The following is a 26,771-nucleotide window of genomic DNA, read 5'->3' on the forward strand; positions in this document are numbered from 1 at the left end:
GCCGCTGGCAGCGGGTGGCTGAAAGCTTTTTGCTGACGCGGCCCGCCGCACTGAGTGGTCTCGCCGGGCGCTCCAGCCCGCCGTTTTTTCTTGCGCATTGCTCGGGCATCCGCCTGCGCTACCTGCCATCGCCATGACGACTGACACCCACTCGCAGCGACACGAACACGGGCCGTTGCGCCGACTGCTCGGCTCCGCGTCCGCGATGCTACAGACGCGGCTAGAACTGATCGGCATCGAACTCGCGGAGGAGAAGGACCGCCTCATCGGCGTGCTCTTCCTCGGCCTCGCGGGGATGATGTTCGCGATGCTCGCCCTGATCGCGCTCACGGCGCTCGTTGCCATCGCCTTTTGGGACACGTACCGCTGGGAGGCGCTCGCCGGTCTCACGATCGTCTATGCGATCGCGGCGATTTTCTGCGGTCTGAAGGCGCGTCGCGGGCTACACACCGCGCCGCTCGTCTTCCAGGCGACGCTCGAGGAATTCGAGAAAGACCGAGACGCCCTGCGCCACCCCTAGCCGCGAGCCGACGCCATGAACCAACCCCGACCGGACACCGCCTTTCGCCCCCCCCGTGGCCGCTCGCACGACCTCTCGACGCCGCAGTTGCGCGCGCTGCGCAAGGAACTGCTGCTCGTGCGAGCGAGCGTGGAGCGCGCCGAAATGGCCGAAGCGCTCGTGGACATCCGCGCGACGGTCACGAACTTCAGCTGGCTGCGCTTCGTGGTACCCGGATTCGGCCGCTCTGGTGCGCGCGGCGGTGTGGCTTCCGGTCTCGGCAGCCTGCTCAAGGAATATCCGCTGGTCAGTTCGCTCATCTCGCTCATCGTGGCGAAGCCGCTGCGTACGAGCATCGTTTCGGCTGCGCGCCCCGTCATCAAGTGGGGCGGCCTCGCCTTTACGGCGTGGGAAGCGTATCGCGTATGGCAGCAGGTGCGACGCCAGCGCGGCGCCTCGGCGACCCCGCCTGCCCGCGACAGGTCCGACGAAGACGACCTCACGGGCTGACCGCCGACCGTTTCGCGCGCCTGGGCGTTCACCTGTCCCTCCAGCACATTTGGATAGCCGCCGCGACAGCGCCGCCGTCCCCAGCGTGGTTGCTACGCGCGCCGGTTGCGTCGAGTACGAAAGCGCCGCAAGCGTCGCCACGCATTGGTCCGGTTTCCACCGGATCGGCTATGAGGGCGTAGCCGCCGTTGGAATCGCTGGCGGGCATGAGGCGCAAGCGGTAGACGGGTGTTCCCGTCGGCGGAGCCTGATCGAATCCCGTAGGCAAAGACGCCATCGACGCGCTCTGCGCATCGACGAGTTGCGCTGCGCGATAGAGCGCGGCGACAGCGTCGATGCGATGTCCCCGCGCGATCTGCGCGCTCCACCCCGGCAACGCGAAGGCCGCGACGACAGCGGCCACCGCCAGCGCGATGACCAGTTCGAGCAGTGTGAACGCGTTGTCCCGGTTGCTCTTCACCTTTCCTCCCGTTTGCTTCGTCAAAAGGGCCTCGCGACGACGCGACGCCAGTGATGCTCGGCGCGTGTCGCGTCATCCGCGGCGTCGAAAACCAACAGGTCCTGCAGCCAGCTTTGCGTGTCTTCCGATGCGCCGAACCCTCGCGCCGTGACGAGATACGCGCGAATCAGCGGACGGCTCTCGATGCGCCAGGCCTCGACGATGCACTGCGGCGAGCGCACGTACCCCGGCCACGCGGCAACGGGCGCGATCGCCTGCCGCTCGAAGCTGTCCTGCCGCCGCCAGACTTGCGGCTCGCCGAATTGCGCGGCCTCTGCAGGCACGGCCAGCGCGCCATTCGTCAGCGCACGCGAGCACAAGACGAGAGCCGCGTCGGCGGCATGGAAGGACTGCAGATGATCGGCGACGACATCTGCGTTGCGCCGCGCCAGCAGCGCGGCCTCGAACCACGCCGCCGAGGTCACGAGCATCATCGCGACGACAAGCAGCACGACGGGGAGCGCCACGCCGCGACGTGCGACACGCGTGCAACGCCTCCCGCACAGGCTCGTTCTCATGGCGCTGCCGGCCAAACATTACGCAGCACGATGTGCCGCCAGAACGCCTGTCGCGCTCGCCCATCCGTGCCGACCACCTGCACCCCGTCGCAATCGACATAGCGCGTGCGCCGCGCAAAAGCCGCCCCGCGCACCTGCACGCACAGATCGACCGCCACGACCGACGCCCACTGATCGCGCGCGAGCGCCGAAGCCTCGGCCGCCTGCGCCGCGCCCGCCGTCCAGTAGCGCAGCCGTAAACGCTCGACGCCCTCGACGAGCGGCTGCGCCGTGCCGACCTTGCCGGAGCCCTCGCAGTAAAGCTCGCTCTCGCCGGTCGACCCGCTCACTCTGGCGTGATAGCGGTTCACGATTTCCACGCCTGCCACGCCAACCGCCTGCCCAAGGCAGTCGGTAACCTGGCCGTTTGCGGCGGGCCACGTCGAGACGCTGTCGCCTTGATAGCGCACGGCTAACCCGTCGGAGCGGCTCGACAGCGGCTCGCAGCCAAGCGCCGCGTCGGTGCCGGTCGGGCGCCCCGCAGCGCAGCCGAAGATCGCTGGGCCGCCCAACGGCGAGCGCGCGTCCGCGGCAACGAAGCCGCCCATCTGGATCTGCTCGCCGATCAGCATCAACGCATTCATGCCGGCCTCGTGGATGCGCGCGGCGTCGCTCGCCTGCGCGTAGGCCTGACGCTGCGTGCGATAAACCGAGAGCGCGCCAAGCGTCACCACAAGGCCCAGCGCCACGGCGATCGTCAGTTCGAGCAGCGTGTGGCCGCCCTGCTGGCACACGTGGGCGAAACGCTTGTTCATCGCAGAAACGCCAGGGCGACGCAGGCGCGCCCGGCGGCCGCCGCGACATCGAGACACGGCGCAACCCGCGAAACCGCGGTCGATCCCGACGCTGCGCCGAGCGGTGTCGCCGCCCAACTCACAGATGCGATCGATGCGTCGCCACCCGCGCTCGACGTAGTTAGCCGTCCATCGGGCACGACGCTCGCCGTCAGCGCCTTCCATCGATCAATCGCGACGGGCGTTGCCCCTGCCGCGCGTGCAGCTTCGGCCATGGCGTCGGCGGCAAACACCGCGCGCTCGCGCGCCGCCGCCAGTTGCGCGTGGCGGACCAGCCCGAGCTGCGTGCTCATCAGGCCGAGCCCGCACACCGCCATGACTCCGAGCGCAATGGCGACTTCCAGCAGCGTCGACCCGCACGCGCTGCGCTCGCTGGCGCAGCTCATGACGCCCCCGAGCATGCGCCGTCGCTGATGCGTGCCCGGCCCCCCTGCGCGATGCGTATGCAGCGACGCCAGCCCGCGCCGCGCTGTGCCGCCGATGGCGCCCGCGGGGCAATCTCGAAGTTGCGCAAGCTGCCGATGGTCTGCCCTGCCGGCGGCGAAAACGTGATGGCAGTGAGCCCCGACGCCACGGAAATCGCCTCGAGCGCCGGCTGGATGCGCAACGGGATAGCGGCTCCGGCGCGCTCGATCATTACGGCCCAGCCGCAGGACCAGTCGGCAATGCCGGACGGACACGCTTTGGCCGCCTCGAGGCAATTGCGCGCGGCGTCGACGCGGCAAACGGTAACGCGCGACCTGCGCCGTATCGCCTCGTTGCGTGCATAGGCGAGCGTGCCGAGCATGGCGTTGGCGCGCGCGTCGACCTGATCGCGCACACGCCACGCGGTGAAAACGGGCGTGGAAACCGTTGCGCAGATCGCCAGCAGGACGATGACGACCATCGTCTCAATGAGCGTGAATCCTCCGTACTTCATGAGCAATCCTTAGTTCGAGCGGATTGTCATCAATCTACGGACGAAAGCGAAACGAAACAATTAGCCGAACGGCTAGCTGGTGCGCGCAGCGTCGGCTCGCGAGAATGCAAGCGTAACGACAGCGGCCTGGCAGGGGGGAAGAAAAATGCGAATGCGCTCAGCGCTTTTTCGCGTGGTTGTTGGCAGCACCCGCGCGGCGGAATTCCTCGATCACGTCTTCGAATTCGGAGACGTCCTCGAAGCGTCGGTACACCGAAGCAAACCGTACGAACGCGACCTTGTCGAGTTCGCGCAACTCGCCCATGACGAGCTCGCCAAGGCGCTCGCTGCGCACTTCGCGCTCGCCGCTGCCGAGCAATTGATACTCGATACGGGCAACCGCCGCGTCGATCGCATCGGCCGCAACCGGGCGCTTGCGCAGCGCCAGTTGCATGCTCGCCACGATCTTGCGGCGGTCGAATTCCGTGCGGCTGCCGTCCTTCTTGACGACCGCCGGCATCGCCAGTTCGACCCGCTCATACGTCGTGAAACGCTTGTCGCAGGCCGGACAGCGGCGGCGGCGGCGGATCGCGGCTCCGTCTTCGGACACGCGCGAGTCGACGACCTGCGTGTCTTCATGCCGGCAAAAGGGGCAGCGCATGGGTTATCGCGTGGCTTAGCGGTAAACCGGGAAACGCTTCGTCAGCTCGGCGACCTGCGCCTTCACGCGCTCGATCGTCGCGGCGTCCTCCGGATTGTCGAGCACGTCGGCGATCAGGTTGCCCACCTGCTCGGCCTCCTTCACGCCAAAGCCGCGCGTCGTCATGGCCGGCGAACCGAGACGGATGCCGCTCGTCACGAACGGCTTCTCCGGATCGTTCGGGATCGCGTTCTTGTTCACCGTGATGTGCGCGGCGCCGAGCACGGCTTCCGCTGCCTTGCCGGTGATGTGCTTGGCGCGCAAGTCCACCAGCATCACGTGGCTTTCCGTGCGGCCCGAAACGATGCGCAGACCGCGCTTGACCAGCGTTTCCGCCAGTACGCGCGCGTTCTCGACCACTTGCTGCTGGTAGGTCTTGAATTCCGGCGAGAGCGCTTCCTTGAACGCCACGGCCTTGCCGGCAATGACGTGCATGAGCGGACCGCCCTGAATGCCCGGGAAGATGGCCGAGTTGATCTGCTTCTCGAATTCCGCCTTCATCAGGATCACGCCGCCGCGCGGGCCGCGCAGGCTCTTGTGCGTGGTCGTGGTGACGAAGTCGGCGTGCGGCACCGGGTTCGGGTAGACGCCCGCGGCGATCAGGCCGGCGTAGTGCGCCATGTCGACCATGAAGTACGCGCCTACCGCCTTGGCAACCTTGGCGATGCGCTCGAAGTCGATACGCAGCGCGAATGCCGACGCACCCGCGATGATCAGCTTCGGCTTCGTTTCGTGCGCGCGCTTTTCGAGCGCGTCGTAGTCGATGTCTTCCTTGGCGTCGAGGCCGTAGCTCACGACGTTGAACCACTTGCCGCTCATGTTCAGCGCCATGCCGTGCGTGAGGTGGCCGCCTTCGGCGAGGCTCATGCCCATGATGGTGTCGCCCGGCTTGAGCACGGCGAAGAACACGCCCTGGTTGGCCTGCGAGCCCGAGTTCGGCTGGACATTCGCGGCTTCGGCGCCGAACAGCTGCTTCACGCGGTCGATCGCGAGCTGCTCGACGATATCCACGTTTTCGCAGCCGCCGTAATAGCGCTTACCGGGGTAGCCTTCGGCGTACTTGTTGGTGAGCTGCGAACCCTGCGCGGCCATGACCGCGGGCGAAGTGTAGTTTTCCGACGCGATGAGCTCGATGTGCTCTTCCTGGCGGCGGTTCTCGAGTTCGATCGCCTTGAAGAGTTCGGGATCGACGTTGGCGATGGTGCTTTCGGCTCTGTCAAACATACGGATTCCGTTAAGTGTGTTCAGGTTGACCGGGTCTCGCGCGGAACGCGTAGCGGGTACGCGGCGCTGCTGGCGAAGAGGCCAGCCTTGACGTGGCGAAAGGAGGTGCCGCACACGCGAGGCAGGACAGCCCCGGCAGCGCTAACGAAAGCGCGCGAAATCAGGCTGCCCAGGCGAACGGCAAAACGGCACCCTGCGCTTCACGGTGGGTTGTTCCACCTTGGATCCCCAATAACGAACGCATTGCTACCGCTAATGCCGCCATTCCGGGACCCTATCGCCAGTCACGCAGGGATTGAGCGCGTTAGTGTATTGGAACGGCAGGGAATAGGCAACCGCCCGCCCCCAGCGCACTCGGGCGCCCTGCGGCCTGTGGCGCGACGGGCAGTGACCCCGGTCACGCGGGCCGCGCGCGTACTGTCCCTTTCTTGCCGCAATGCGGCATTGCAAGTAGGCTCTTCCCTTTCCTCGCCTTCTACCAACCAGAGAGCCACCATGATCGTTTTCGTCACCGGCGCGTCCGCGGGATTCGGCGCCGCCATCGCCCGGGCCTTCGTGAAGGGCGGACATCGCGTCGTCGCCACCGCCCGCCGCAAGGACCGCCTCGACGCCCTCGCCGCCGAACTGGGCGACGCCCTCCTGCCCGTCGAACTCGACGTGCGCGACCGCGCCGCGGTCGAAGCCGCGCCCGGCGCGCTGCCGCCCGCGTTCGCCGGCGTCGACGTGCTGGTCAACAACGCCGGCCTCGCGCTCGGCGTCGAGCCGGCACAGAAGGCCGACCTCGACGAGTGGGAAACCATGATCGACACCAACTGCACGGGCCTCGTGCAGGTAACTCACGCGTTTTTACCCGGCATGGTCGAGCGCAACCGCGGCCACATTTTCAATCTCGGCTCGGTGGCGGGCCGCTGGCCCTACGCTGGCGGCAATGTCTACGGCGCGACCAAGGCCTTCGTGCGTCAGTTCAGCCTGAACCTGCGCGCAGACCTCGCGGGCACTGCACTGCGCGTGACCGACATCGAGCCGGGCCTGTGCGGCGGCACCGAGTTCTCGAACGTGCGCTTTCGCGGCGACGACACCAGGGCGGCCAGCGTCTACAAGGACGTGCAGCCGCTCACGGCCGAGGACATCGCCGATTCGATCTACTGGATCGCCACGCGCCCCGCGCACGTCAACATCAACACGATCGAACTGATGCCCGTTGCCCAGACGTTTGCCGGCACCAGTATCCACCGCGGCTAAAATTACCTTACAAATTTAATACTTGCGTCAGTCGTACGAAAGACGTAGGGGCCTCGCGTTCCGGTAGAATGCGCGGCATGGAAAATTCCACCAGCAAGCCGGGTGCGGCGTCGTCACCGGCCGGGCGCGGCTTTACGTGGCCGGTGCGCGTCTACTACGAGGACACCGACGCCGGTGGCATCGTGTTTTACGCGAATTACCTGAAGTTCTTCGAACGCGCGCGCACCGAATGGCTGCGCGCGTGCGGCGTCGATCAGCGTCGGCTCGCCGGGGAAACGGGCGTGCTCTTCGTCGTGCGCAGCACCGCGCTCGACTACCGGGCGCCCGCGCGCCTCGACGACGTCGTCACCACCGTGAGCCGCGTCGAGAAGCTGGGCCGCGCCTCGGTCGACTTCATGCAGGAAGCGTGGCGCGAAAATACGCTGCTCGCCATGGGCACCATTCGTGTCGCCTGCGTCGACAGCACGGCCATGCGGCCCGCACCCATTCCGGCCCCCGTTCATGAAGCCTTGCAGCGTGGACCCCAGAAAGATCTGTACGCCGTGTCAACGGCAGTGCAGTAATTACCGTTGATACGACGCCAGTGAACTCGCGCCGGTCAATGCAGGACCAAGCAGGGTTCGGCCGCGACGGCGCGGGAGCTTCCCAACCGCCTACGGGAAGCTTTGCGTTGTCTTGCAGCCGCTCGCCCCTTTCGGGACGTCACAACGAACCTATATGAACACTACACAAGATCTGTCGATCATTTCTCTCGTTCTTAATGCGAGCATACTGGCACAGGCGGTGATGGGGCTTCTTCTGCTCATGTCGCTGATTTCCTGGACTTTCATCTTCCGCAAGTGGTTTGCGATCCGCCGGGCGCGGTCCCAGACAGAGCGCTTCGAGCGCGACTTCTGGTCAGGCGGCGACCTGCAGGCGCTCTACCAGAGCGCAGCCAACAACCGTCACACGATCGGCGCGCTCGAGCGTATCTTTGAGTCGGGCATGCGCGAATTCCTGAAGGCGAAAGAGAAGCGCCTGAACGATCCGAGCCTCGTGCTCGACGGCGCCCGCCGCGCGATGCGCGCCGCCTTCCAGCGCGAAATGGACGCGCTCGAGGCAAACCTCTCGTTCCTCGCTTCGGTCGGCTCGGTGAGCCCGTACATTGGTCTTTTCGGCACGGTCTGGGGGATCATGAACGCGTTCCGCGGTCTCGCGAACGTACAACAGGCCACGCTCGCGAACGTCGCGCCCGGCATCGCCGAAGCGCTGACGGCGACCGCTATCGGTCTGTTCGCCGCCATTCCGGCGGTCGTCGCGTACAACAGCTACGCGCACGACATCGACCGTCTGGCGATCCGCTTCGAAACCTTCATCGAAGAGTTTTCGAATATCCTGCAGCGTCAGGCCCACTAATCTTCAGGAAGCCAGGAGTCGAAGATGGGAGGCTCAGTCCGTTCGAGCATGCGAGGCAGCCGCTCGCGCCGTGCGATGGCCGACATCAACGTCGTGCCGTACATCGACGTGATGCTGGTGCTGCTCGTGATCTTCATGGTGACCGCGCCGCTCGTGGCGCCGTCCATCGTCAATCTGCCGACCGTCGGCGGCGCGTCGCAGCAGCAGCAGGTTCCGCCCGTCGTCGTCAATATTCGCCCCGACGGCAATCTGAGCGTACGCTATAAGGATGACTCCGGCGCCACGCAGCAGCAAACCATGACGCGCGCCGATCTCAACGGCTTCGTCGCCGATCGCGAGCAAAGCCATCCCGACCAGCCCGTCGTGATCGCCGCCGACAAGTCCGTCAAATACGAGACGGTGATGAACGTGATGTCCGACCTGAAGTCGCATGGCGTCAAGCGTGTCGGACTGCTCGTCAAATCGCAATGATCCGCAAGAACGATTCGTATCCGCTGCAGCCTCCGCGAGAGCGTGGCACGGGACGTGCTATCGCCCTCGCGGTGCTCATGCACGTGCTGCTCGGCCTGTTCCTCTATCACGGCATCCACTGGCAGAACAGCACGCCGGCGGGCGAAGAGGCGGAACTGTGGACCGAGGTGCCGGACCTGTCGACACCCAAGCCGCTGCCGCCGCCCGCGCCGGTCGCCCCTGCCCCGCCGCCGCCGCAAACCGAGGAAGCCGACATCGCGCTGCAACAGCAAAAGCGTAAGCAGCAGGAAGCGCAGCGCGAGGCGCAACTGGCCGAGCAGCAGCGTCTGAAAGCCCAGCAGGAAGCCGAAACGAAGCGTCAGCAGCAGCTCGCGGCCCAGCAGGCTGCGCAGCTCGCGGCTCAGCAGAAGGCGGAAAAGCTCAAGCAGCAGCAGGAACAGCAGCAAGCCGCGGCAGAGAAGCAAAAGCAGCAACAGCAGCAAGACGCGCTCAGGAAGCAGCAGCAGGAAGAAGAGCAGCAGAAACAGGCGAAGCTCGACGCGCAGAAGAAAGCCGACGCCGAGAAGGCCGCCAAGGCGAAGGCCCAGGCTGAGGCCCAGGCGAAGAAGCTCGACGCGGAACGCCGCGCCCGCATTGCGCAGATGCAAGGCGCGATGGGCGGCGGCGAAGGCACGAGCGGCAACGGTCTTGCGAAGAGCGGCACGGGCAGCGGCTCGGGCGGCAACGCAACGTCGCCGGGATATGCGGACAAGGTGCGCCGCCGCGTGCGCCCGAACATCGTGTGGTCGGGCGAAACGTCGGGGCTCGAGACGGAGATCGCGGTGCGTTGCTCGCCGACCGGCACACTGCTTTCGGCGACGATTACGCGCAGCAGCGGCAACTCGTCGTGGGACGACGCCGCGTTGCGGGCGGTCCAGCGCTCGGATCCGATGCCGGTCGATACCGATGGCAAAACGCCTTCGAGCTTCAAGATCACCTTGCGCCCGGCAGGCTAATGGAGAGCGCAAGGCGCGGAAAGGTTGAGGAAAGCCGGCGCGCAACAGTGGCTAAAAAAAGGAACGATTCGAACGTTTTCGGGTCAGTCTGCTGTTGCGCGTTATGACAAAATTGCTTTTTTCAGGAAATATCACAGCATGACATTGATGACGAAGCTTGGCCTGCGAACCCTCGTCGCGTCCTGCCTGATCACGGCGGGCGGCGCGGCGAACGCACAACTCAACGTCCTCGTCACCGGCGTGGGCTCCACCCAGTTCCCCATCGCCACGGCTAACTTTGCCGGTGAAGCGAATTCGCCCGAGCAGGTCGCGGCTATCGTGCGCGCTGACCTGCAACGCAGCGGAAAATTCACCAATATCGACGCCGGCAGCGCACCGATCTCGGAGAACGACTCCGTCGACCTCGGCAGCTGGAAAGCCAAGGGCGCCAATGCGTTCGTTGCGGGCAGCGTGAACAAGCTCGCCAACGGCCAGTACGAAGTGCGCTTCAAGCTCTACGACACCGTGAAGGGCGAAAGCCTCGGCGGGCTCGTGCTCACGAGCCCGGCAAGCGGTCTGCGCATGAGCGCGCACAAGGTTGCGGACTACATCTATCAGAAGCTGCTCGGCGATCGCGGCGTGTTCGCCACCCGTCTTTCGTACGTGATCAAGACGGGCGGCCGCTTCCAGTTGCAGGTTTCGGACTCCGATGGACAAGACGCGCACATCGCGCTGTCAAGTCCCGAGCCGATCATCTCGCCGGCCTGGTCGCCGGACGGCACCAAGGTCGCTTACGTATCTTTCGAAAAGAAGAAGCCGATCGTCTACGTGCATGACCTGCCGACGGGTCGCCGCGTGATCATTTCGGACCAGAAGGGCAACAATTCGGCGCCGGCCTGGTCTCCCGACGGCCGCACGCTCGCGGTGGCACTGTCGCGCACGGGCAACACGCAGATCTTCGCCGTCAATGCCGACGGCTCCGGCCTGCACCGCCTCACGCAAGGCACGACGATCGACACCGAACCCAACTACTCTCCTGACGGACGCTGGATTTATTTCACGAGCGATCGCGGCGGCCAGCCGCAGATCTACAAGATGCCGGCCCAGGGCGAAAGCGCCGGCGCGGCACAGCGTGTGACGTTCACCGGCAACTACAATACGAGCCCGAAGGTCAGCCCGGACGGCAAGCAACTGGCGTACATCTCACGCACGGGCGGCGGATTTAAGCTGTACATTCAGGATCTGCAGTCCGGTGTCGCCACGGCGCTCACTGACACGACACATGACGAATCGCCCAGCTTCGCGGCGAACGGTCAGTACATTCTTTACGCCACACAGGTGAACGGCCGTGGCGTGCTGGCCGCTGTATCGACCGACGGTCGTACGCGGCAAATCCTGTCCGTTCAGGGCGGCAGCGTACGCGAGCCGTCCTGGGGTCCTTTCATGCAATAACACTTCAGGAGAGCAAAAATGATGTCGAAGAAAGTACGCCTGGCCTTGGCCGTTTTGATGATCGGTGCACTGGCAGCGTGCAAGTCGGGGGTCAAGGAAACGAACCCGAACGCCGGTGCGATGAACACCCAGCCGAACCCGAACGCGGTCGCCCAGGTGAACGTCGATGAGCTGAACAACCCGAACAGCCCGCTCGCCAAGCGCAGCGTGTACTTCGATTTCGACAGCTACGCCGTCAAGGACGACTACCAGTCGCTGCTGCAAGCTCACGCACAGTACCTCAAGACGCACCCGGAACGTCACGTCCTGATCCAGGGCAACACCGACGAGCGCGGCACGAGCGAATACAACCTGGCGCTGGGTCAAAAGCGTGCTGAAGCGGTCCGTCGCGCCCTCTCGCTGATGGGTGTGCCCGATTCGCAAATGGAAGCTGTGAGCCTCGGTAAGGAAAAGCCGGTCGCAACGGGCCACGACGAAGCATCGTGGGCACAGAACCGCCGTGCTGACCTCGTGTATCAACAGTAATTGAGCATTGGATGAAGGGGCGTATGTCGCACCGTTTCTCCCCGCTGCGCGCAGCCGCAGCCGCCTGCGTGGCTGGCGTCGCCTTCGCGGCGCTGCCGGCCCACGCCGGTATCTTCGATGACGATCAGGCGCGCCAGGCGATTCTCGACCTGCGCGCGAAAACGGACAGCCTGTCCAGCCAGCTGTCCGCCGCTCAACGCACGATCCTCGATCAGTCCAACCATCTCGACCAGCTCAACCAGCAGGTCGCGACGCTGCGCGGACAGAACGAGGACATGGCAAACCAGTTGGCGACCCTGCAGAAGCAACAGAAGGACTACTACACGGATCTCGACACGCGACTCAAGAAGTTCGAGCCGCAGCAGGAGACCGTAGACGGCGTGCAAGGCACGGTTCAGCCGGGTGAGATGGACGCGTTCAACGCCGCTTCGCAGCAGTTCCGCAACGGCGACTTCAAGAACGCGGCTGCATCGTTCCGCAGCTTCATCGCGAAGTTCCCGCAGAGTCCTTACCAGCCGACCGCGCAGTACTGGCTCGGCAACGCGCTCTATGCGCTTAAGGACTACAAGGGGTCGACCGCGACGTGGCAGAACGTCGTCAACAAATATCCGCAGCATCCGCGCGCCCCCGAGGCGCTGCTGGCCATTGCGAACAATCAGATCGAGCAGGGGCAAAAGGCTGCGGCCAAACGCACGCTCGAGCAGGTCGTTTCGCAGTACGGCAACTCGGATGTTGCCCAGACGGCGCAGAGCAAGCTTTCACAGCTCAAATAAGCGCTGCTGGCTGGTTTTGGCGTGACGGGCGCCGGCGTGTCGCCAGCGCCGCAAAATGCGCCTCTCGCGTACAGGGAAGGCCCGGGGCACGGCGTGCTCCGGGCGCTTCCATCGGTTTTATGACGGCAAAGGTTGACGTATTGACCGCTCGCCGCTATAATCCCGCTTCTCTTTTGGGTCGTTAGCTCAGCTGGTAGAGCAGCGGACTTTTAATCCGTTGGTCACAGGTTCGAATCCCGTACGGCCTACCAAAGAATCAGAAAAGCCCAGTCTTCGGACTGGGCTTTTTGCTTTGCAGCGTACGACACGCGAGCCTGCGCCCAGCATGTATACTGCGTCCTCCCCCGCCGTCCTATCCCCCGCTGCACAGGCCACGTCATCATGAAGTTCACGACCCTTGCCTGCGCCCTGCTCGCGCTTTTCTGGCTCAGTCTGCGCGTTCAGGCGCAAATCCAGCCGCCACCCGAGGACTACGCATACCTGCGCCGCATTCGCGTGCCGGACGCCGTCGTCAATTGCGTTGCCGCGCTCGACCAGTGGGTGCACAAGGCGCAGCGCTACGACTCGCTGCTCGTGCCCGACCGGCGCGCGCTCTCGGCGAAGATCGAGCAGCCCGCGCCCGTCGATGCCACGCCCGCACCCGCCGCAAGCGACTCGCTCACACCGGTCCCGTCCATCGACACGCTAATCCACCTGCGCGCCTTCGCCAAAGTCCGCGGCAAGTACGCCTGGGTTCCCGTGAAGGCCACCTGCGGCATCTGGCATTCGCATGTCGTCGATGTCGCGCTGTCGCCGCGCGGCACGCACGCAACGTCGCCGATTCACTGACGACACTTCGTCATCCTTATCGCTGCCAGAAGCAAAAAAAGCCCGTGTGCCTGACAGCGCACGGGCTTCGCATCGAGCGACGCGCGGCCCATGCCGCGCGCAAACTCAGTCCGCCTTGATGCCTTCCACCTGGATCTGCAGCGTCGTAGCCGTCTTGAAGCCATACGACTGGCCCCAGTTCACGCCGTAGTCCGCGCGGTCGAATTGCGCCGATGCGTCCGCGCCGCACACTTCACGCTTGAGCATCGGGTTCTGGAAGCACTTGAACGAGTCGATCTTCAGGTTCAGCGGCTTCGTCACGCCATGCAGCGTGAACGTGCCGATCACTTCCACGGGCTTGTCGCCGTCGAAGCGGATCGACGTGCCCTTGTAGGTGGCCGTCGGGTACTTTGCGGTGTCGAGGAACTCAGCCGAGCTCACGTGCTTGTCGAGCTTCGCATTGCCGGTATCGATCGACGATGCGTCGATCGTCACGTCCACCGTGCCCGTCTTCGCCGCGCGATCGAGCGTGACCGTGCCCGAGCTCTTCGTGAACTTGCCGCGCCACACCGATACGCCGCCGAAGTGATCGGCTTCGAAGCTCGGATACGTGTGCATCGGGTCGAGGTTATAGGTCGTGGCGGCTGCGAGCGCGGGCGTAGCGACGAAAGCGGCGAGCGAGGCGGCAACGGCCGCGGCGAAAATCGTGGTCTTCATGAATCGATTCCTGGTGCGAAAGAAACGGGGTGAAAAAGCGATGCCGTTCGCGCGTCAGTGCGCGGCGGACACGATGTGAAACTTGATCTGCACGTCGTCGGCGACGATGGAGGTGTCCTTCCACTCGCCCGAGCCGATGCCGTACGCGAGGCGCTTGATGGGCAGCGTGCCGTCGAACACCTGGTTGGCGCCATCCTTGCGGTACTGCACCGGCACGACGACGTCCGTCGTCTTGCCCCTGATAGTCAGCTTGCCGGCCACCGTGAACGCGCCGTTCGCGCCGGGCTTGATCTGCGTGGAGACGAAGGTCGCGTGCGGGAAATGCGAGGCGTCGAACCACTCGTCGCCGGCGACTTCCTTGTTGTATTCCGGCGCGCCGAGGTCGAAGCTCGCCACCTCGACGTCGAGCTTCGCGCTCGATGCCGCAACGTTCGCCGGATCGAAGCGAACGTCGGCGGTGAAGTGGTTGAAGCGGCCTTCAACCGGCACGTTCATCTGCTTGAACACGGCGCTCACGGAGTTCTTCGCGGCTTCGGCCGCGGCGTTGGCGCTCGTGGCGAAGGTCGTGGCAAAAGCCGCGCCGGCGGCAAGCGACGCGCCGAGCGCGACGACGGAAGCGGTATGGGCAAGACGCTGGATCATGGGCAGTCGGTCCAAGGTGGAAGGCATCGGGAAATGGATACGGTGCATGCGCGCCGCAAAGTCAGTCGCGCGGCGTGCCGAACGGCAGCATGCGCGCGAGGATGTTCTGGCGGTCGATCAACTGGTGCTTGATGACGGCGAGCACGTGCAGCACGACCACGGCGAGCAAGGTGTAGTTCAGCGAGATATGCACGAGGCGCAGCACGCCCTTGAGCGCGGTGTCGGGGCCGATCAGCACGGGCAGCGGCCAGATGCCGAGGTACACGACCTGAATGCCGGCCGCCGAGCTATAGAGGTAGCCCGTCACCGGAATCGCGACCATCAGCACGTAAAGCGCGGTGTGGCCCAGGTGCGCGGCAAGCCGTTCCCAGCCATGCATGGAGGCAGGCAGCGCGGGCGCGGTGTGCGTGACGCGCCACAGAATGCGCACGAGCACAAGCGCGAGCACGGTCACGCCAATCCACTTGTGCCACGAGAAGTAGCGCAGTTTGGTGGGCGTGATGCCGGGAATGTCGGTCATGACCCAGCCGAGCGCAAAGCCCCAGACGATCAGCGCGGCGATCAGCCAGTGCAGCAGCATGGCAACGCCGTTATAGCGGCCGGCGGGCTTGACGGTAGGGTTCATCGGCATACGACTCCAATATTCGAGGTGTGCACTTTACCCGGCCAAACCTATTCAAACAATCGTCTAGAATGGATGGTTATCATCCACTTTTTCGATAGATCGAAAAGGACCGTTTCTCGTGGACCGCACCTCGGACCGCTCCCCTAGCCTCGAGCAGCTGCGCGCGCTGATCGCCGTCGCCGAAACCGGCAGCTTCTCGGCGGCGGCGCGCCAGCTCGACCGCGCACAGTCGGTGGTCAGCTATACGATCGCCAATCTCGAGGCGCTGCTGGGCGTCGCGCTGTTCGAGCGCGGCAAGCGCAAGCCGGAACTCACGGCCGCAGGCCGCGCGATCCTCGCCGACGCGCGCCGCCTCGATCTGCTCATGGGTCAGCTTAACGCCAAGGCGGCCGGCCTGCAGAGGGGGCTCGAGGGCGAGGTTTCGCTGGCCGTGGACGTAATGTTTCCGTCGCAGCGCCTCGTCGAGGCCCTGCAGGCGTTCGCGTTCACGTTTCCCACCGTCGCCCTGAATCTCACCATGGAAGCGCTTGGCGGCGTGCTCAAGCTCGTGCTCGACGGCGACTGCGCGGTGGGTATCAGCGGACCGAACCACAACTGGCCGCACGTGATCGAGGCCCAGTCGATCGGCACCGTGGAACTCGTACTCGTGGCCGCCCCCTGCCATCCGCTCGCCAAGGCGCAGCATCCCGTGCGCATTTCGGATGCACGCGAGCACACGCAACTCGTACTCACCGACCGCAGCCGCCTCACGGAAGGCCAGAACTTCGGCGTGTACAGCAATCGCGCGTGGAAGCTCGGCGACCTCGGCGCCAAGCACCGGCTGCTGCTCGCCGGCCTCGGTTGGGGATCGATGCCCAGGCACCTCGTGGAAGCCGATCTCGAAGCCGGGCGGCTCGTGCGCGTCGCGCTCGCGGACCGGCGCTCGGTCAGCTACAACATCTCGCTGATCCATCGCACCGACGCGGCGCGCGGCCCCGCCAGCGAGTGGCTCTGCCACTACCTCACGCAAGGCACGCCGCCGCAGGCGCTGCTGCCCGACGCCCGCTGATTTGGCGCGTGAGCGATGCGCGTGCGCGTTGTACGCACGCAATCCGCGCACGCCTGAATCGCTTCAGCCCTTCCTGACCTTGGCAGGCTTGTCCGCCTTGTCCGCCTTGTCCGCCTTGTCCGCCTTGTCCGCCTTGTCCGCCTTGTCCGCCTTGTCCGCCTTGTCCGCCTTGTCCGCCTTGTCCGCCTTGGCCGCCTTGGCCGCCTTGGCCGGCGCCGCCATCGGCGCTCCTGCCGGCGTGGCAGGCACCACGCCCGACCAGCCCGGCAGATAACGCGCATCGGGATCGTGCGCGTGCGCAAGCGCATCGGCGAGCGCCGCGTCGAAGTCCTTGCGCAGGCGCGTTTCGGATACCTTACGACGCAGATAGTCGGCCCACAGGAATTCGCTGAACGGCGTCGTGTCCTTCGCGTAACCTCCCGACGTGCGCAGCTCGCCCGCGAGGCTGCGATACGGGTCGTCGGCAAGACCGAGAAGCTGCCTCGGCAACCGCTCGAATTCGCAGCGCTCGCCTGCCGCATCGAACGGATGCACCCACTGGTTGTGCTCCATCATGCGCCAGAAGATGGTGGGCTCGAGCCACGAGAGATCCTTGAGTACAGTCACCCGCACGCTCTCCACCGATTCTTCGAGCCACGCGCGGCCGAGGTGGTGATGATCGACCACGTAGTAGCGCGACTTCGGCCCGAGCACGGCGGGAAACCAGTGCGAGTCGATCGCCGCCGCGCGCCCTTTCTTGTCGAGCGCCTGCCAGTGCGCGCGCTTGGCGTTCACCTCCCGAAAGCCCACCGTGATCTGCGTGGGGCGCAGTTCGTCGAGCTTCACGGTGATGAGATGGAGATCGGTGTTCGGAAGGTTCATGGCGGGCCTGTTTAGTGTCGGTTCGTGTCGGGATCGATCGCGCAACGATACAGCCGATCGGCCATGCATGCCGCATCAAGCGAACGAGGACCGCACGCACCGTGCGCAGGGCCAACCCTGAGACCGCCGGGCACGCTGGATGCACGCTTTCGCCGCTTCGCCTATAAATGCGCCAAGGGACAGACGGCGCGAACCACGGCGCCCGTCATGCTCCCGCCGACGTCAGTTGCACGTCTTCCAGGCTCAATCAACGACACAAGCGAGGGCATTTTGGATCTCGAAACCATCCGCGTATTCATCATGACCCGGGGCATCGACTTCGGGACCAAGGTCGTGGCGGCGATCGTCCTGTGGATCATCGGGCGCTGGGCCATCAACCTCGTCGCCGGGGTGCTGCGCAAGGTGCTCGCGCGCAACGAGCGCGTCGACCCCACGCTCGCGCACTACCTCAGTTCGATCCTCGCCGCCGTGTTGAACCTGCTGCTGGTCCTCGCGATCCTGCAGGTGTTCGGCGTGCAGACCACCTCGTTCGCGGCGCTCCTCGCCGGTCTCGGCCTCGCCATCGGTACGGCGTGGGGCGGCCTGCTCGCGCATTTCGCGGCGGGCGTGTTCATGCAGGTGCTGCGCCCGTTCAAGGTGGGAGACTTCGTGACGGCCGGGGGCGTGACGGGCACCGTGAAGGAGCTCGGCATCTTCGGCACGACCATCATCTCGCCGGACAACGTGGTCAACATCGTCGGCAACAACAAGATCTTCTCGGACACCATCTCGAACTACAGCGCGACGCCCGTGCGCCGCGTGGAGCTGACCGCGAAGATCGCCAACGGCGTCGATCCCGTCGATGCCGCCAGCCGCCTGCGCGCCGCCATCGCGAGAATTCCGAACGTTTCGCAGGAACCGCCGCCCGACGTCGAGATTCTCTCGTTCACGCCCGAAGGCCCGCTGCTGGCCGTGCGGCCCTACACGAACAACGACACCTACTGGCAGGTGTACTTCGACACCAACCGCGCGATCGTCGAAACCTTCAAGGAGGCGGGCTACCCGACACCCGAAACGCCCTCGATCATTCGCCGCGTGGGCACCTAGCGCGCCGCGTTCGACGCGCACCCAAAACAAAACGGCATCGCCTTCGCAGGCGATGCCGTTTTTCATTGCGTTGCGGCCTGAAAGCGCCGGTCGCTCAACCGCCGTTGGGCTTGCGCACGGCGCCGCCGCGCGAGTTCTTGCGCAGCATCTTCCACACGCCGCCAATCAGGATCGGCACGATCGCCGCGCCGATGCCGACGAGCACGATCACGTTGAGGTACTGGCGAATGAACGGAATGTTGCCGAAGAAGTAGCCGAGCAGCACGAGCAGCAACACCCAGAACAGCGCACCCGTGACCGTGAAAAACTGAAAGCGCCGCATAGGCATTTGCGAGACGCCCGCCACGAACGGCGCAAACGTACGCACGACAGGAATGAAGCGCGCGAGCACGATGGTCTTGCCGCCGTGGCGCTCGTAGAATTCGTGCGTTTTCTGCAGCGCTGCGCGATCGAGAAAACGTTCGAGCACGGGAATGTGCGTATTGAACACCTTCGGCCCGATGGCGCGCCCAATCAGAAAGTTCACCGTATTGCCGAGCACCGCCGCAACGAGCAGCAGGACGATCAGCAGGCCGAGATTCATTTCATGCGTGGCGGCAAACGCGCCGCCGATGAAGAGCAGCGAGTCGCCGGGCAGGAACGGCAGCACCACGAGGCCGGTTTCGCAGAACACGATCAGGAACAGCACCGCGTAGACCCAGCCGCCGTATTGCTGGATGAAGACACCGAGAAACTTGTCGATGTGCAAGACAAGATTGACGAACTGCAGAAGCGTATCCAAAAGTGTCCCTTATTGGTCGTGGGCCGCGCGCCTGAAAAAGCGCGTTCGCCCAGCGTTGCGCGAGAAGCCGGATTGACCGCGCCATGATACCGAAAGTGCCACACCGCCACGAAAAAATCCCGCCAATTTCGGTGAATTGGCGCACAAAGCGCCGCCGGGGCCTGTTCACGCCAATAACAGGCCCTGGATGGCGGTTTTAGGGGCGCAGTTGCGCATCGGGTCGCGCCGCGCCGACTCGCTATAATTGCGCGCATGTCTTCGAATTCCGAACCCATCGGCGCCGTGCCGGATTCCGCCAACGCCGCGGACATTGCAAGGACGACAGGCGCCGCAGCCGCGTCGCGCGCCGCGCAGCCCGCGCGCGCGATTCAGGCGCTGCCCGACCAGCTCATCAGCCAGATCGCCGCGGGTGAAGTGGTCGAGCGGCCCGCCTCGGTCGTCAAGGAACTGCTCGAAAACGCACTCGATGCAGGCGCAAGCACGCTGCGCATCGTGCTCGACGAGGGCGGCGTCAAGCGCATCTCCATCGCCGACGACGGCTGCGGCATTCCCGAAGCCGAACTCCCGCTCGCGCTCATGCGCCACGCCACGAGCAAGATCCGCTCGCTCGCCGAACTGGAGAGCGTCGCGACGCTCGGGTTCCGGGGCGAAGCGCTGGCGTCGATCGCCTCGGTAGCCGAGATGTCGATCACGAGCCGCAGCGCCGATGCGCCGCACGCCGTGAAGATCGAGGGGCACACCGGCGCGATCTCGCCGGCTGCGGGCGGCCAGGGCACGACCATCGAAGTGCGCGAGCTGTACTTCAACACGCCCGCGCGCCGCAAGTTCCTGAAGAGCGAGCAGACCGAACTGGGCCACTGCCTCGAGATGATCCGCCGCAGCGCGCTCGCGCGCCCGGACGTCGCAATCTCGGTGCTGCACAACGGCCGCGCGGTCGAGCACTGGAACGCGAGCGATCCGGCCACGCGCGTCTCGAAGATCCTCGGCGAAGTGTTCGCCACGGCGCATCTGCCGCTCGACGAGCGCGCCGGGCCGCTCGCCGTGTACGGTTGTGCGGGTCTGCCCACGGCGAGCCGCAACCGTGCCGACCAGCAGTACTTCTTCGTGAACGGCCGTTTCGTGCGCGACAAGCTGCTCACGCATGCGGTGCGCTCGGCTTATGAGGACGTGCTGCACGGCGACCGCTATCCGTCGTACGTGCTGTTCCTCGACCTGCCGCCCGAAGCCGTCGACGTGAACGTGCACCCTTCGAAGATCGAAGTGCGTTTCCGCGATTCGCGCTCGATTCACCAGTTCGTATTTCATGCCGTGCAGCGCGCGCTCGCGCGCCACGCGGGCGCCTCGCCCGAGACCACCTCGGGTGGCCATGCCGCCGCGCTCATCGAGCCGCGGGCGCTGCCTGGCGCCGGGGTGCTGGGCGCCTCGGTCGGGCTGGCTTCGGGCGCAACCGACTCCGCACGCGCAGGCGCGGCGCCCGGCTTCGGCGCCGACGGCAAGTTCGGCACCGCGAGCGTGGCGAGCAGCTTCGGCGGCGGCGCGGGTGGCGCGCTCTCGCGTGCTTCTGGTTTTGGCTCTGCAAACCCAGGCGGTGCCGGCGCGGGCAGCGGCAACACCTGGCTGCGCCAGTCGCGCATGACGCAGGGCAGCCTGCCTGTCGCGCAGCCGCTCGCGCTTTATGACGCCTTGTTCGGCCGCAAAGATGTCGGCGCCGGCACGGCGCAGGGTTCGACCGTGCCGCAGGCGCAAGACGGCGCAGCCGGCGCATTCGCCGCCGGTGCCCCGCACGCCGCCTTCGAAGCCGGCGAGGACCATCCGCTCGGCTTCGCGCTCGGCCAGGTCCACGGCATCTACGTGCTTGCGCAGAACGCGCGCGGCCTCGTGATCGTCGACATGCACGCCGCGCACGAGCGCATCCTGTACGAGCAGTTCAAGCAGGCCCTCGCCGAACGCTCGCTCGCCGTGCAGCCCTTGCTGATCCCGATCTCGATGACGGCCGATCCCGTCGAAACCGGCACTGTCGAGGAAGAAAAGGCCACGCTCGAAGCGCTGGGCTTCGATCTCGCCGTGCTCTCGCCCACCTCGATCGCGATCCGTGCGGTGCCCGCGCTTCTCAAGGATGCCGATCTCCAGGCCCTCGCGCGCGCCGTGCTCGCCGACCTGCACGAATACGGCGGCTCGCGCGTGCTCACCGAGCGCCAGCACGAGATGCTCGGCACGCTCGCGTGCCATCACGCGGTGCGCGCGAACCGGCGTCTCACGCTCGACGAAATGAACGCGCTCCTGCGCCAGATGGAAGCCACCGAGCGCGCCGACCAGTGCAACCACGGCCGGCCGACCTGGTACCAGCTCACGCTCGCCGATCTCGATCGGCTCTTCATGCGCGGTCAATGACGCAGTCCGCGAAACCAGCAGATGCAGCACTGCCCGTCGCGTGTCTGCTCGGCCCAACGGCCTCCGGCAAGACGGCCGCGGCACTGGCCTATGCCGCGCAGTCGGCGGCGCGCGGGCACACAGTAGAGATCGTGAGCGTCGATTCGGCGCTCGTGTATCGCGAGATGGATATCGGCACAGCGAAGCCGACCGCCGAGGAACGCGCGGCGGCCGCGCATCATCTGATCGACATCGTCGATCCGCTGGATGCCTATTCCGCCGCCGACTTTCGCGCCGACGCACTGCGCGTGACGGGCGAGATCGTCGCGCGCGGGAACGTGCCGCTGCTCGTGGGCGGGACGATGCTCTACTACAAGGCGCTCACGCAAGGCCTGAATGACCTGCCCTCGGCCGATCCGGCCGTGCGCGCACAACTCGACGCCGAAGCCGCGCGCGACGGCTGGCCCGCCATGCATGCCCGCCTCGCGCAAGTCGACCCGGCCACGGCCGCACGCCTCGCCCCGAACGACTCCCAGCGCATCCAGCGGGCGCTCGAAATCTTCATGCTGAGCGGGCAGCCGATGTCGGTGCTGCTCGCCACGCCCTCCACGCGCGAGGATGAAGCGGCGCGCTACCGCTTCGTGCCCGTCGCGCTCGAGCCGTCCGATCGCGGTGTGCTGCACGCGCGCATCGAAGCGCGCTTCGACGCGATGCTCGCAGGCGGTCTCATCGACGAGGTGAAGGCGCTGCGCGCGCGCGGCGACCTGAACCCCAACCTGCCCTCCATGCGCTGCGTGGGTTATCGCCAGGTTTGGGAGTACCTCGACGGCGAGGTCGATTACGACACCATGCGCGACAAAGGCGTGTTCGCCACGCGCCAGCTCTGCAAGCGTCAGCTCACGTGGCTGCGCGCGATGCCGGAGCGCATCGTCGTGGATTGCTGCGCGCAGGATGCGGGCGCACAGGCCGTCGCGGCGGTTGCGCAGATCGGCGGCTGAGGCCGCTGCCCCCCTGCCCCTTTTTCCCGCTTTCTCCCCCGGGGCGCCTTTGTGCGCCACAGCATCCCCGCTCAGCCCGCAGGCGGCGCACGTCCGTGCGCTGCGCACGCGCAATCGCCCGCCGCAGCGCGCCACCGAAATCCGCCCTCGCCCGCTTGACTTTCGTTCGACCGGATACGATCATTCGTTCATCATTAGAGCAATTGCTCAGGCTTGAGCCGATCGGCCGCTTTGAGTAAGGAGACACCGAATGAACACCGAACGCAGCAATGCGAACGTGATCCTGCACATCGGCGCCGGGTCGTTTCACCGGGCGCATCAGGCGTGGTACCTGCATCGCGTGAACCTCACGCGCAAGCCCGACGAGGCCGCATGGTCGCTCACTGTCGGCAACATCCGCTCCGACATGAACGCCGTGATGGACGCGCTGGCCGCGCAGAACGGCGCCTACACGCTCGAAACGGTCACGCCGCAGGGCGAGCGCGCGTACGAGACGATCCGTTCGATCACGCGCGTGCTGCCGTGGTCCGCCGATCTCGCGAGCCTGATCGACGCCGGCGCCGACTCGAACTGCAAGATCATCGCGTTCACGGTGACCGAAGGCGGCTACTACCTCGACGAGCACGACCGCCTCGACACCGCGAACCCCGACCTCGCCGCCGACCTCAAGGGCGGCCGCACGACGATCTACGGCGCGCTCGCCGCGATCCTCGAAGCGCGCATGGCACAGAACCCCGGCGAAGGCAGGGCCGCCGTCACGCTGCAGACCTGCGACAACCTGCGCAGCAACGGCAAGCGTTTTCACGCGGGCATGCGCGAGTTCCTCGCGCTGCGCGGCGCAACGGATCTGCGCGACTGGTTCGACGCGAACACGGCTTGCCCCGACTCCATGGTCGACCGCATCACGCCGCGCCCCACGCCCGACGTGCGCGAGCGCGTGAAGGCCGCAACCGGCGTGGACGACGCCTGCCCGGTGATGGGCGAGGCGTTCATCCAGTGGGTGATCGAGGATCACTTCTGCGCGGGGCGGCCCGCCTGGGAGCGCGCAGGCGCCGAGATGGTCGAATCGGTGATGCCCTACGAGGAGGCGAAGATCCGCATCCTCAACGCCACGCACAGCTGCATTGCGTGGGCGGGCACGCTCGTGGGGCTCGACTTCATCCACGAAGGCACCCACGATGCCGACATCCGCACCTTCGCGCGCGAATACGTGAGCGAAGATGTGATTGCCTGCCTCACGCCCAGCCCGCTCGATCTCGCGAAGTATCGCGACGTCGTGCTCGAACGCTTCAGCAATCCGTACATCCAGGACACGAACCAGCGCGTGGCCGCCGACGGTTACTCGAAGATCCCCGGCTTCATCGCGCCCACGCTCGCGCAACGCATTGCCGGGGGCGCGACGCCCGCCGCCACGGCCATGCTGCCCGCGCTCTTCCTGCGCTTTCTGGAACGCTGGCACAAGGGCACGCTGCCCTACCGCTACCAGGACGGCGTGATGGACGAAGCCGCGGTGCACCGCATGTTCGACAGCGGCGACCCCGTTTCGGCCTTTCTCGGCGACAAGCTGCTGTGGGGCGGCCTCGCCGGCAATCCGACCCTGGGCGGCGCGGTGCGCGGCGCGCTCACGCGCGTCGACCAGTGGCTCGCCTCGCGCGGCTGCAGCGTTTGAAGCCATCCCGCGGCGTCATCCATCACACCCGCGCCACGCGCGCCCTCCGGGTCGGCGCGCATGGCGCCGCGCCCGGCGCGCGGCTAAAGTAGCGCAACTCTCTTCACGACTTCAGCGCGCCTATGTATCTCGGCATCGACCTCGGCACCTCCGAAGTGAAAGTCCTGCTGCTCGCGCCCGACGGCCGCGTGGTCGGCACTGCCGGCACGCCCTTCGCCGTCTCGCGCCCCCACCCGCGCTGGTCCGAGCAGAATCCGGCCGACTGGTGGGACGGCACGCGCCGCGCGCTCGCCGCGCTGCGCGAGGCGCATCCGCACGAATTCGCGCAGGTGCGCGGCATCGGCCTTTCGGGGCAGATGCATGGCGCCGTGCTGCTCGACGCGCACGACAACGTATTGCGCCCCGCGATCCTCTGGAACGACATGCGCGCGGTGGACGAGTGCGCCGAGCTGACAGCACGCGCTCCGCAGCTGCATCGCATTGCGGGCAATCTCGCCATGCCGGGCTTCACCGCGCCCAAGCTGCTGTGGGTCGCGCGCCACGAGCCGCAGATCTTTCGCGCAACGGCCTGTGTGCTGCTGCCGAAGGACTATCTGCGCCTGCAACTCACCGGCGGCAAGGTCTCCGATCCGTCGGATGCCGCGGGCACGCTCTGGCTCGACGTGGCCAAACGCGACTGGTCCGACGCGCTGCTCGACGCCTGCAACATGACGCGCGCGCAAATGCCCGCGCTCGCCGAAGGCAGCGCGCCGTCCGGCACGCTCCTGCCCGCGCTCGCGCGCGAGTTCGGTCTGCGCGAGGACGTGGTCGTGGCAGCGGGCGGCGGCGACAACGCAACGAGCGCCATCGGCATCGGCGCCACCCAGCCCGGCGACGGCTTCGTCTCGCTCGGCACCTCGGGCGTGCTGTGCGTGGTGGGCGACCGCTTCCGGCCCAATCCCGCTTCGGCCGTGCATGCGTTCTGCCACGCGATTCCCGACCGCTGGCACCAGATGAGCGTCGTGCTTTCGGCGGCGAGCTGCCTGCGCTGGGTCTGCAAGCTCACGGGCACCAACGAGCCCACGCTGCTCGCCGAAGTCGAACAGCTCGAAGCGCAAACCGTCGCCGAAGCCCCGCTCTTCCTGCCGTATCTCTCGGGCGAGCGCACGCCGCACAACGACCCGTATGCGCAGGGCGTGTTCTTCGGCATGACGCACGCGACCGATCGCGCGCTGCTCGGCTACGCCGTGCTCGAAGGCGTGACGCTCGCGCTCACCGACGGTCTCGACGCGCTCGCGGCGGCCGGCACCGAAGTCGGCGCGCTGTCGATGCTGGGCGGCGGCGCGCGCAGCGGCTACTGGGCGCAACTGGTTGCGGACGCATTCAACACGCCCACGCGCCAGCACGGCGGCGGCGAGACCGGTGCGGCGCTCGGCGCGGCGCGCCTCGGCTGGCTCGCGGCGGGCGGCAATGCGCGCGACGTGCTGACCAAGCCGCCCGTGGTGGCCGAATACGCGCCGAATGCCGCGCGCCACGCGGCGCTGCGCGAGCGGCTCACCGCCTACCGCGCGCTGTACCGCCACGTGCGCCCGCTCTTCGAACCCTCGCGCGAGCGCCTCGCGTAGGTCGTGCGATAGCGTCCGTCAAGTCAACTTCGGCCTCGATTCCCGCTCCGACCCCCACCGTGCCCAAGTCCACCGAAAAACTCGATCTCGCGACCCGCGCAGCCTGGCTCTACTACGTGGCCGGCAACACCCAGAACGAAATCGCCGAGAAGCTGCAGGTGTCGCGCCCGGTCGCGCAGCGCCTCGTCGCGTTCGCGGTCGAGAAGAACCTCATTCGCGTGCGCGTCGATCATCGTCTCGCCGACTGCCTCGCGCTCGCCGACGCGCTTTCGAAGCGCTACGGCCTTTCGGTTTGCGAAGTGGTGCCCGTGGACAACGACACGCCCGAGGAAATCGACCGCAAGCTCGCGGTCGCGGGCGCGCAGGTGATGGAGCGCTACCTCACTGAAGAGCGGCCGATGGTGGTGGCCGTGAGCAGCGGGCGCACGCTCAAGGCCGCGGTCGATCAGATCGCGCAACTGGAGCGGCCCCAGCACCGGCTCGTTTCGATGGTGGGCGCGATCGCCCAGGACGGCTCGTCGAACCGCTACGACGTCGCACTGCATATCTCCGAGAAGACGGGTGGCAAGCACTTTCTGCTGCCTGCACCGCTCATCGCGGATAGCGAGGCCGAGCGCGCGCAGTGGTGCAATCACCGGCTCTATCGCATCGTCGAATCGCTTTCGGGCGAGGCCGATGTCGCGTTCGTCGGCATCGGCAACATCGGCGAGCATTGCCCGCTGCATGAGGACGGCTTCATCACCTCCGACGAAGTGCGCGAACTGATGGGCCGGGGCGCCGTGGCCGAAATGCTCGGCCTGCCGATCGACGCGGCCGGCAAGCGCGTCGATTCGACCACGGGCCGCCGCGTCACGAGCGTGTACCTCGATTCGCCGCCACGCCGCCCGACCATCGGCTTCGCCGGCGGCGCGCGCAAGCGCGAAGCGGTGATCGCGGCGCTCAACGGCGGCTGGCTCTCCGGGCTCGTCACCGACGAGCTGTGCGCGCGCGCTGCGATCGAACGCCAAGACCTGCGCAAGGCGAAAAAAAGCCCGCACGAAGCGGGCTAAC

29 protein-coding genes, 1 tRNA gene, 1 pseudogene and 1 riboswitch are annotated in these 26,771 nt (G+C 66.3%); of the genes and pseudogenes, 19 read left to right on the top strand and 12 right to left on the bottom strand.

Going from position 1 to position 26,771, the window contains the following annotated elements; genetic code table 11:
* The first annotated feature begins 133 nt into the window (after nucleotides 1–133).
* Nucleotides 134–520 (top strand): phage holin family protein, encoded by a 387-nt coding sequence (locus tag C7411_RS10605; RefSeq protein WP_042266199.1) that lies wholly within the window; start codon nucleotides 134–136, stop codon nucleotides 518–520.
* Between the two features lie 15 nt (nucleotides 521–535).
* Entirely contained in the window at nucleotides 536–1,009 is a 474-nt protein-coding gene (locus C7411_RS10610; protein WP_110384277.1) for a DUF3318 domain-containing protein, read from the top strand.
* A 28-nt stretch (nucleotides 1,010–1,037) separates the two neighbouring features.
* Here C7411_RS10610 and C7411_RS10615 read toward each other — a convergent pair whose 3' ends face one another.
* The 7 genes from C7411_RS10615 to glyA all read right to left on the bottom strand — a co-directional run bounded on the left by C7411_RS10615 (nucleotide 1,038) and on the right by glyA (nucleotide 5,681).
* The gene (locus C7411_RS10615; protein WP_110384414.1) at nucleotides 1,038–1,469 is read right to left on the bottom strand and encodes a type IV pilin protein; all 432 of its coding nucleotides are present in this window, start codon (nucleotides 1,467–1,469) and stop codon (nucleotides 1,038–1,040) included.
* 20 nt (nucleotides 1,470–1,489) lie between these two features.
* On the bottom strand, nucleotides 1,490–2,026 hold the full coding sequence (locus C7411_RS10620; protein ID WP_110384415.1) for a pilus assembly PilX family protein: 537 nt from the start codon (nucleotides 2,024–2,026) through the stop codon (nucleotides 1,490–1,492).
* Nucleotides 2,023–2,820, bottom strand: a complete 798-nt coding sequence (locus C7411_RS10625; RefSeq protein ID WP_110384278.1) for a PilW family protein — start codon at nucleotides 2,818–2,820, stop codon at nucleotides 2,023–2,025. The genes C7411_RS10620 and C7411_RS10625 overlap by 4 nt, the downstream gene beginning before the upstream one ends.
* A complete protein-coding gene (locus C7411_RS10630; RefSeq protein ID WP_133253635.1) occupies nucleotides 2,817–3,245 on the bottom strand; it encodes a type IV pilus modification PilV family protein in 429 nt (142 codons plus the stop codon). The genes C7411_RS10625 and C7411_RS10630 overlap by 4 nt, the downstream gene beginning before the upstream one ends.
* Nucleotides 3,242–3,778 carry a GspH/FimT family pseudopilin gene (locus C7411_RS10635; protein ID WP_110384280.1) on the bottom strand — a complete coding sequence of 179 codons (537 nt, stop codon included), beginning with the start codon at nucleotides 3,776–3,778 and terminating at the stop codon, nucleotides 3,242–3,244. The genes C7411_RS10630 and C7411_RS10635 overlap by 4 nt, the downstream gene beginning before the upstream one ends.
* A 157-nt stretch (nucleotides 3,779–3,935) precedes the next feature.
* Nucleotides 3,936–4,418, bottom strand: a complete 483-nt coding sequence (gene nrdR, locus C7411_RS10640) for a transcriptional regulator NrdR (RefSeq protein WP_110384281.1) — start codon at nucleotides 4,416–4,418, stop codon at nucleotides 3,936–3,938.
* Between the two features lie 15 nt (nucleotides 4,419–4,433).
* Nucleotides 4,434–5,681, bottom strand: coding sequence for a serine hydroxymethyltransferase (gene glyA, locus C7411_RS10645; protein WP_110384282.1), 1,248 nt, complete (start codon nucleotides 5,679–5,681; stop codon nucleotides 4,434–4,436).
* 160 nt (nucleotides 5,682–5,841) lie between these two features.
* Nucleotides 5,842–5,979: riboswitch (ZMP/ZTP riboswitch) on the bottom strand.
* A 197-nt stretch (nucleotides 5,980–6,176) separates the two neighbouring features.
* On the opposite strand from glyA, the gene ydfG reads away from it, so the two are divergent.
* The 10 genes from ydfG to C7411_RS10695 all read left to right on the top strand — a co-directional run bounded on the left by ydfG (nucleotide 6,177) and on the right by C7411_RS10695 (nucleotide 13,341).
* Nucleotides 6,177–6,923: a bifunctional NADP-dependent 3-hydroxy acid dehydrogenase/3-hydroxypropionate dehydrogenase YdfG gene (gene ydfG, locus C7411_RS10650; protein WP_110384283.1), complete on the top strand. Its 747-nt coding sequence runs from the start codon at nucleotides 6,177–6,179 to the stop codon at nucleotides 6,921–6,923.
* 68 nt (nucleotides 6,924–6,991) lie between these two features.
* A complete protein-coding gene (gene ybgC / locus C7411_RS10655; protein ID WP_110384284.1) occupies nucleotides 6,992–7,486 on the top strand; it encodes a tol-pal system-associated acyl-CoA thioesterase in 495 nt (164 codons plus the stop codon).
* Nucleotides 7,487–7,640: 154 nt separating this feature from the next.
* The gene (tolQ, locus tag C7411_RS10660; protein WP_028205324.1) at nucleotides 7,641–8,318 is read left to right on the top strand and encodes a protein TolQ; all 678 of its coding nucleotides are present in this window, start codon (nucleotides 7,641–7,643) and stop codon (nucleotides 8,316–8,318) included.
* Nucleotides 8,319–8,342: 24 nt separating this feature from the next.
* Entirely contained in the window at nucleotides 8,343–8,789 is a 447-nt protein-coding gene (tolR, locus tag C7411_RS10665) for a protein TolR (RefSeq protein WP_035513412.1), read from the top strand.
* Entirely contained in the window at nucleotides 8,786–9,784 is a 999-nt protein-coding gene (tolA, locus tag C7411_RS10670; protein ID WP_110384285.1) for a cell envelope integrity protein TolA, read from the top strand. The genes tolR and tolA overlap by 4 nt, the downstream gene beginning before the upstream one ends.
* 138 nt (nucleotides 9,785–9,922) lie before the next feature.
* Nucleotides 9,923–11,215, top strand: coding sequence for a Tol-Pal system beta propeller repeat protein TolB (gene tolB / locus C7411_RS10675; protein ID WP_110384286.1), 1,293 nt, complete (start codon nucleotides 9,923–9,925; stop codon nucleotides 11,213–11,215).
* Nucleotides 11,216–11,233: 18 nt separating this feature from the next.
* Complete coding sequence (gene pal, locus C7411_RS10680) at nucleotides 11,234–11,740, top strand: peptidoglycan-associated lipoprotein Pal (RefSeq protein WP_042266217.1); 507 nt, start codon at nucleotides 11,234–11,236, stop codon at nucleotides 11,738–11,740.
* Nucleotides 11,741–11,763: 23 nt separating this feature from the next.
* A complete protein-coding gene (ybgF, locus tag C7411_RS10685; protein ID WP_110384287.1) occupies nucleotides 11,764–12,513 on the top strand; it encodes a tol-pal system protein YbgF in 750 nt (249 codons plus the stop codon).
* 175 nt (nucleotides 12,514–12,688) lie between these two features.
* Nucleotides 12,689–12,764, top strand: a tRNA-Lys gene (locus C7411_RS10690).
* A 130-nt stretch (nucleotides 12,765–12,894) separates the two neighbouring features.
* Nucleotides 12,895–13,341, top strand: a complete 447-nt coding sequence (locus C7411_RS10695; RefSeq protein ID WP_110384288.1) for a BspC domain-containing protein — start codon at nucleotides 12,895–12,897, stop codon at nucleotides 13,339–13,341.
* Nucleotides 13,342–13,446: 105 nt separating this feature from the next.
* On the opposite strand, the gene C7411_RS10700 is transcribed toward C7411_RS10695, so the two are convergent.
* The 3 genes from C7411_RS10700 to C7411_RS10710 form a co-directional block, all read right to left on the bottom strand.
* Nucleotides 13,447–14,037 (bottom strand): YceI family protein, encoded by a 591-nt coding sequence (locus tag C7411_RS10700; RefSeq protein WP_110384289.1) that lies wholly within the window; start codon nucleotides 14,035–14,037, stop codon nucleotides 13,447–13,449.
* Nucleotides 14,038–14,091: 54 nt separating this feature from the next.
* Nucleotides 14,092–14,679: a YceI family protein gene (locus C7411_RS10705; RefSeq protein WP_110384290.1), complete on the bottom strand. Its 588-nt coding sequence runs from the start codon at nucleotides 14,677–14,679 to the stop codon at nucleotides 14,092–14,094.
* A 61-nt stretch (nucleotides 14,680–14,740) separates the two neighbouring features.
* A complete protein-coding gene (locus C7411_RS10710; RefSeq protein ID WP_181431327.1) occupies nucleotides 14,741–15,304 on the bottom strand; it encodes a cytochrome b in 564 nt (187 codons plus the stop codon).
* A gap of 118 nt (nucleotides 15,305–15,422) precedes the next feature.
* Between C7411_RS10710 and C7411_RS10715 the strand changes: the two genes are divergently transcribed.
* Nucleotides 15,423–16,352, top strand: coding sequence for a LysR family transcriptional regulator (locus C7411_RS10715; RefSeq protein ID WP_110384292.1), 930 nt, complete (start codon nucleotides 15,423–15,425; stop codon nucleotides 16,350–16,352).
* 240 nt (nucleotides 16,353–16,592) lie between these two features.
* On the opposite strand, the pseudogene C7411_RS10725 reads toward C7411_RS10715, so the two are convergent.
* Nucleotides 16,593–17,213 (bottom strand): annotated as a pseudogene (locus tag C7411_RS10725) (ParB-like protein); the annotation flags it as partial.
* 270 nt (nucleotides 17,214–17,483) lie between these two features.
* On the opposite strand from C7411_RS10725, the gene C7411_RS10730 reads away from it, so the two are divergent.
* Nucleotides 17,484–18,299 carry a mechanosensitive ion channel family protein gene (locus C7411_RS10730; RefSeq protein WP_110384293.1) on the top strand — a complete coding sequence of 272 codons (816 nt, stop codon included), beginning with the start codon at nucleotides 17,484–17,486 and terminating at the stop codon, nucleotides 18,297–18,299.
* A gap of 94 nt (nucleotides 18,300–18,393) precedes the next feature.
* On the opposite strand, the gene C7411_RS10735 is transcribed toward C7411_RS10730, so the two are convergent.
* A complete protein-coding gene (locus C7411_RS10735; protein WP_110384294.1) occupies nucleotides 18,394–19,080 on the bottom strand; it encodes a DedA family protein in 687 nt (228 codons plus the stop codon).
* Between the two features lie 252 nt (nucleotides 19,081–19,332).
* Between C7411_RS10735 and mutL the strand changes: the two genes are divergently transcribed.
* The 5 genes from mutL to C7411_RS10760 all read left to right on the top strand — a co-directional run bounded on the left by mutL (nucleotide 19,333) and on the right by C7411_RS10760 (nucleotide 26,770).
* Entirely contained in the window at nucleotides 19,333–21,471 is a 2,139-nt protein-coding gene (gene mutL, locus C7411_RS10740) for a DNA mismatch repair endonuclease MutL (protein WP_110384295.1), read from the top strand.
* Complete coding sequence (miaA, locus tag C7411_RS10745; protein WP_110384296.1) at nucleotides 21,468–22,448, top strand: tRNA (adenosine(37)-N6)-dimethylallyltransferase MiaA; 981 nt, start codon at nucleotides 21,468–21,470, stop codon at nucleotides 22,446–22,448. Before mutL ends, miaA begins: the two co-directional genes overlap by 4 nt.
* A 250-nt stretch (nucleotides 22,449–22,698) precedes the next feature.
* A complete protein-coding gene (gene dalD / locus C7411_RS10750; RefSeq protein WP_110384297.1) occupies nucleotides 22,699–24,117 on the top strand; it encodes a D-arabinitol 4-dehydrogenase in 1,419 nt (472 codons plus the stop codon).
* Nucleotides 24,118–24,239: 122 nt separating this feature from the next.
* Entirely contained in the window at nucleotides 24,240–25,721 is a 1,482-nt protein-coding gene (gene xylB / locus C7411_RS10755; protein ID WP_110384298.1) for a xylulokinase, read from the top strand.
* Between the two features lie 59 nt (nucleotides 25,722–25,780).
* On the top strand, nucleotides 25,781–26,770 hold the full coding sequence (locus C7411_RS10760; protein WP_110384299.1) for a sugar-binding transcriptional regulator: 990 nt from the start codon (nucleotides 25,781–25,783) through the stop codon (nucleotides 26,768–26,770).
* The last annotated feature ends 1 nt before the right edge of the window (nucleotide 26,771 follow it).

The organism is Paraburkholderia silvatlantica (assembly GCF_003096715.1).
Lineage (GTDB): Bacteria > Pseudomonadota > Gammaproteobacteria > Burkholderiales > Burkholderiaceae > Paraburkholderia > Paraburkholderia silvatlantica.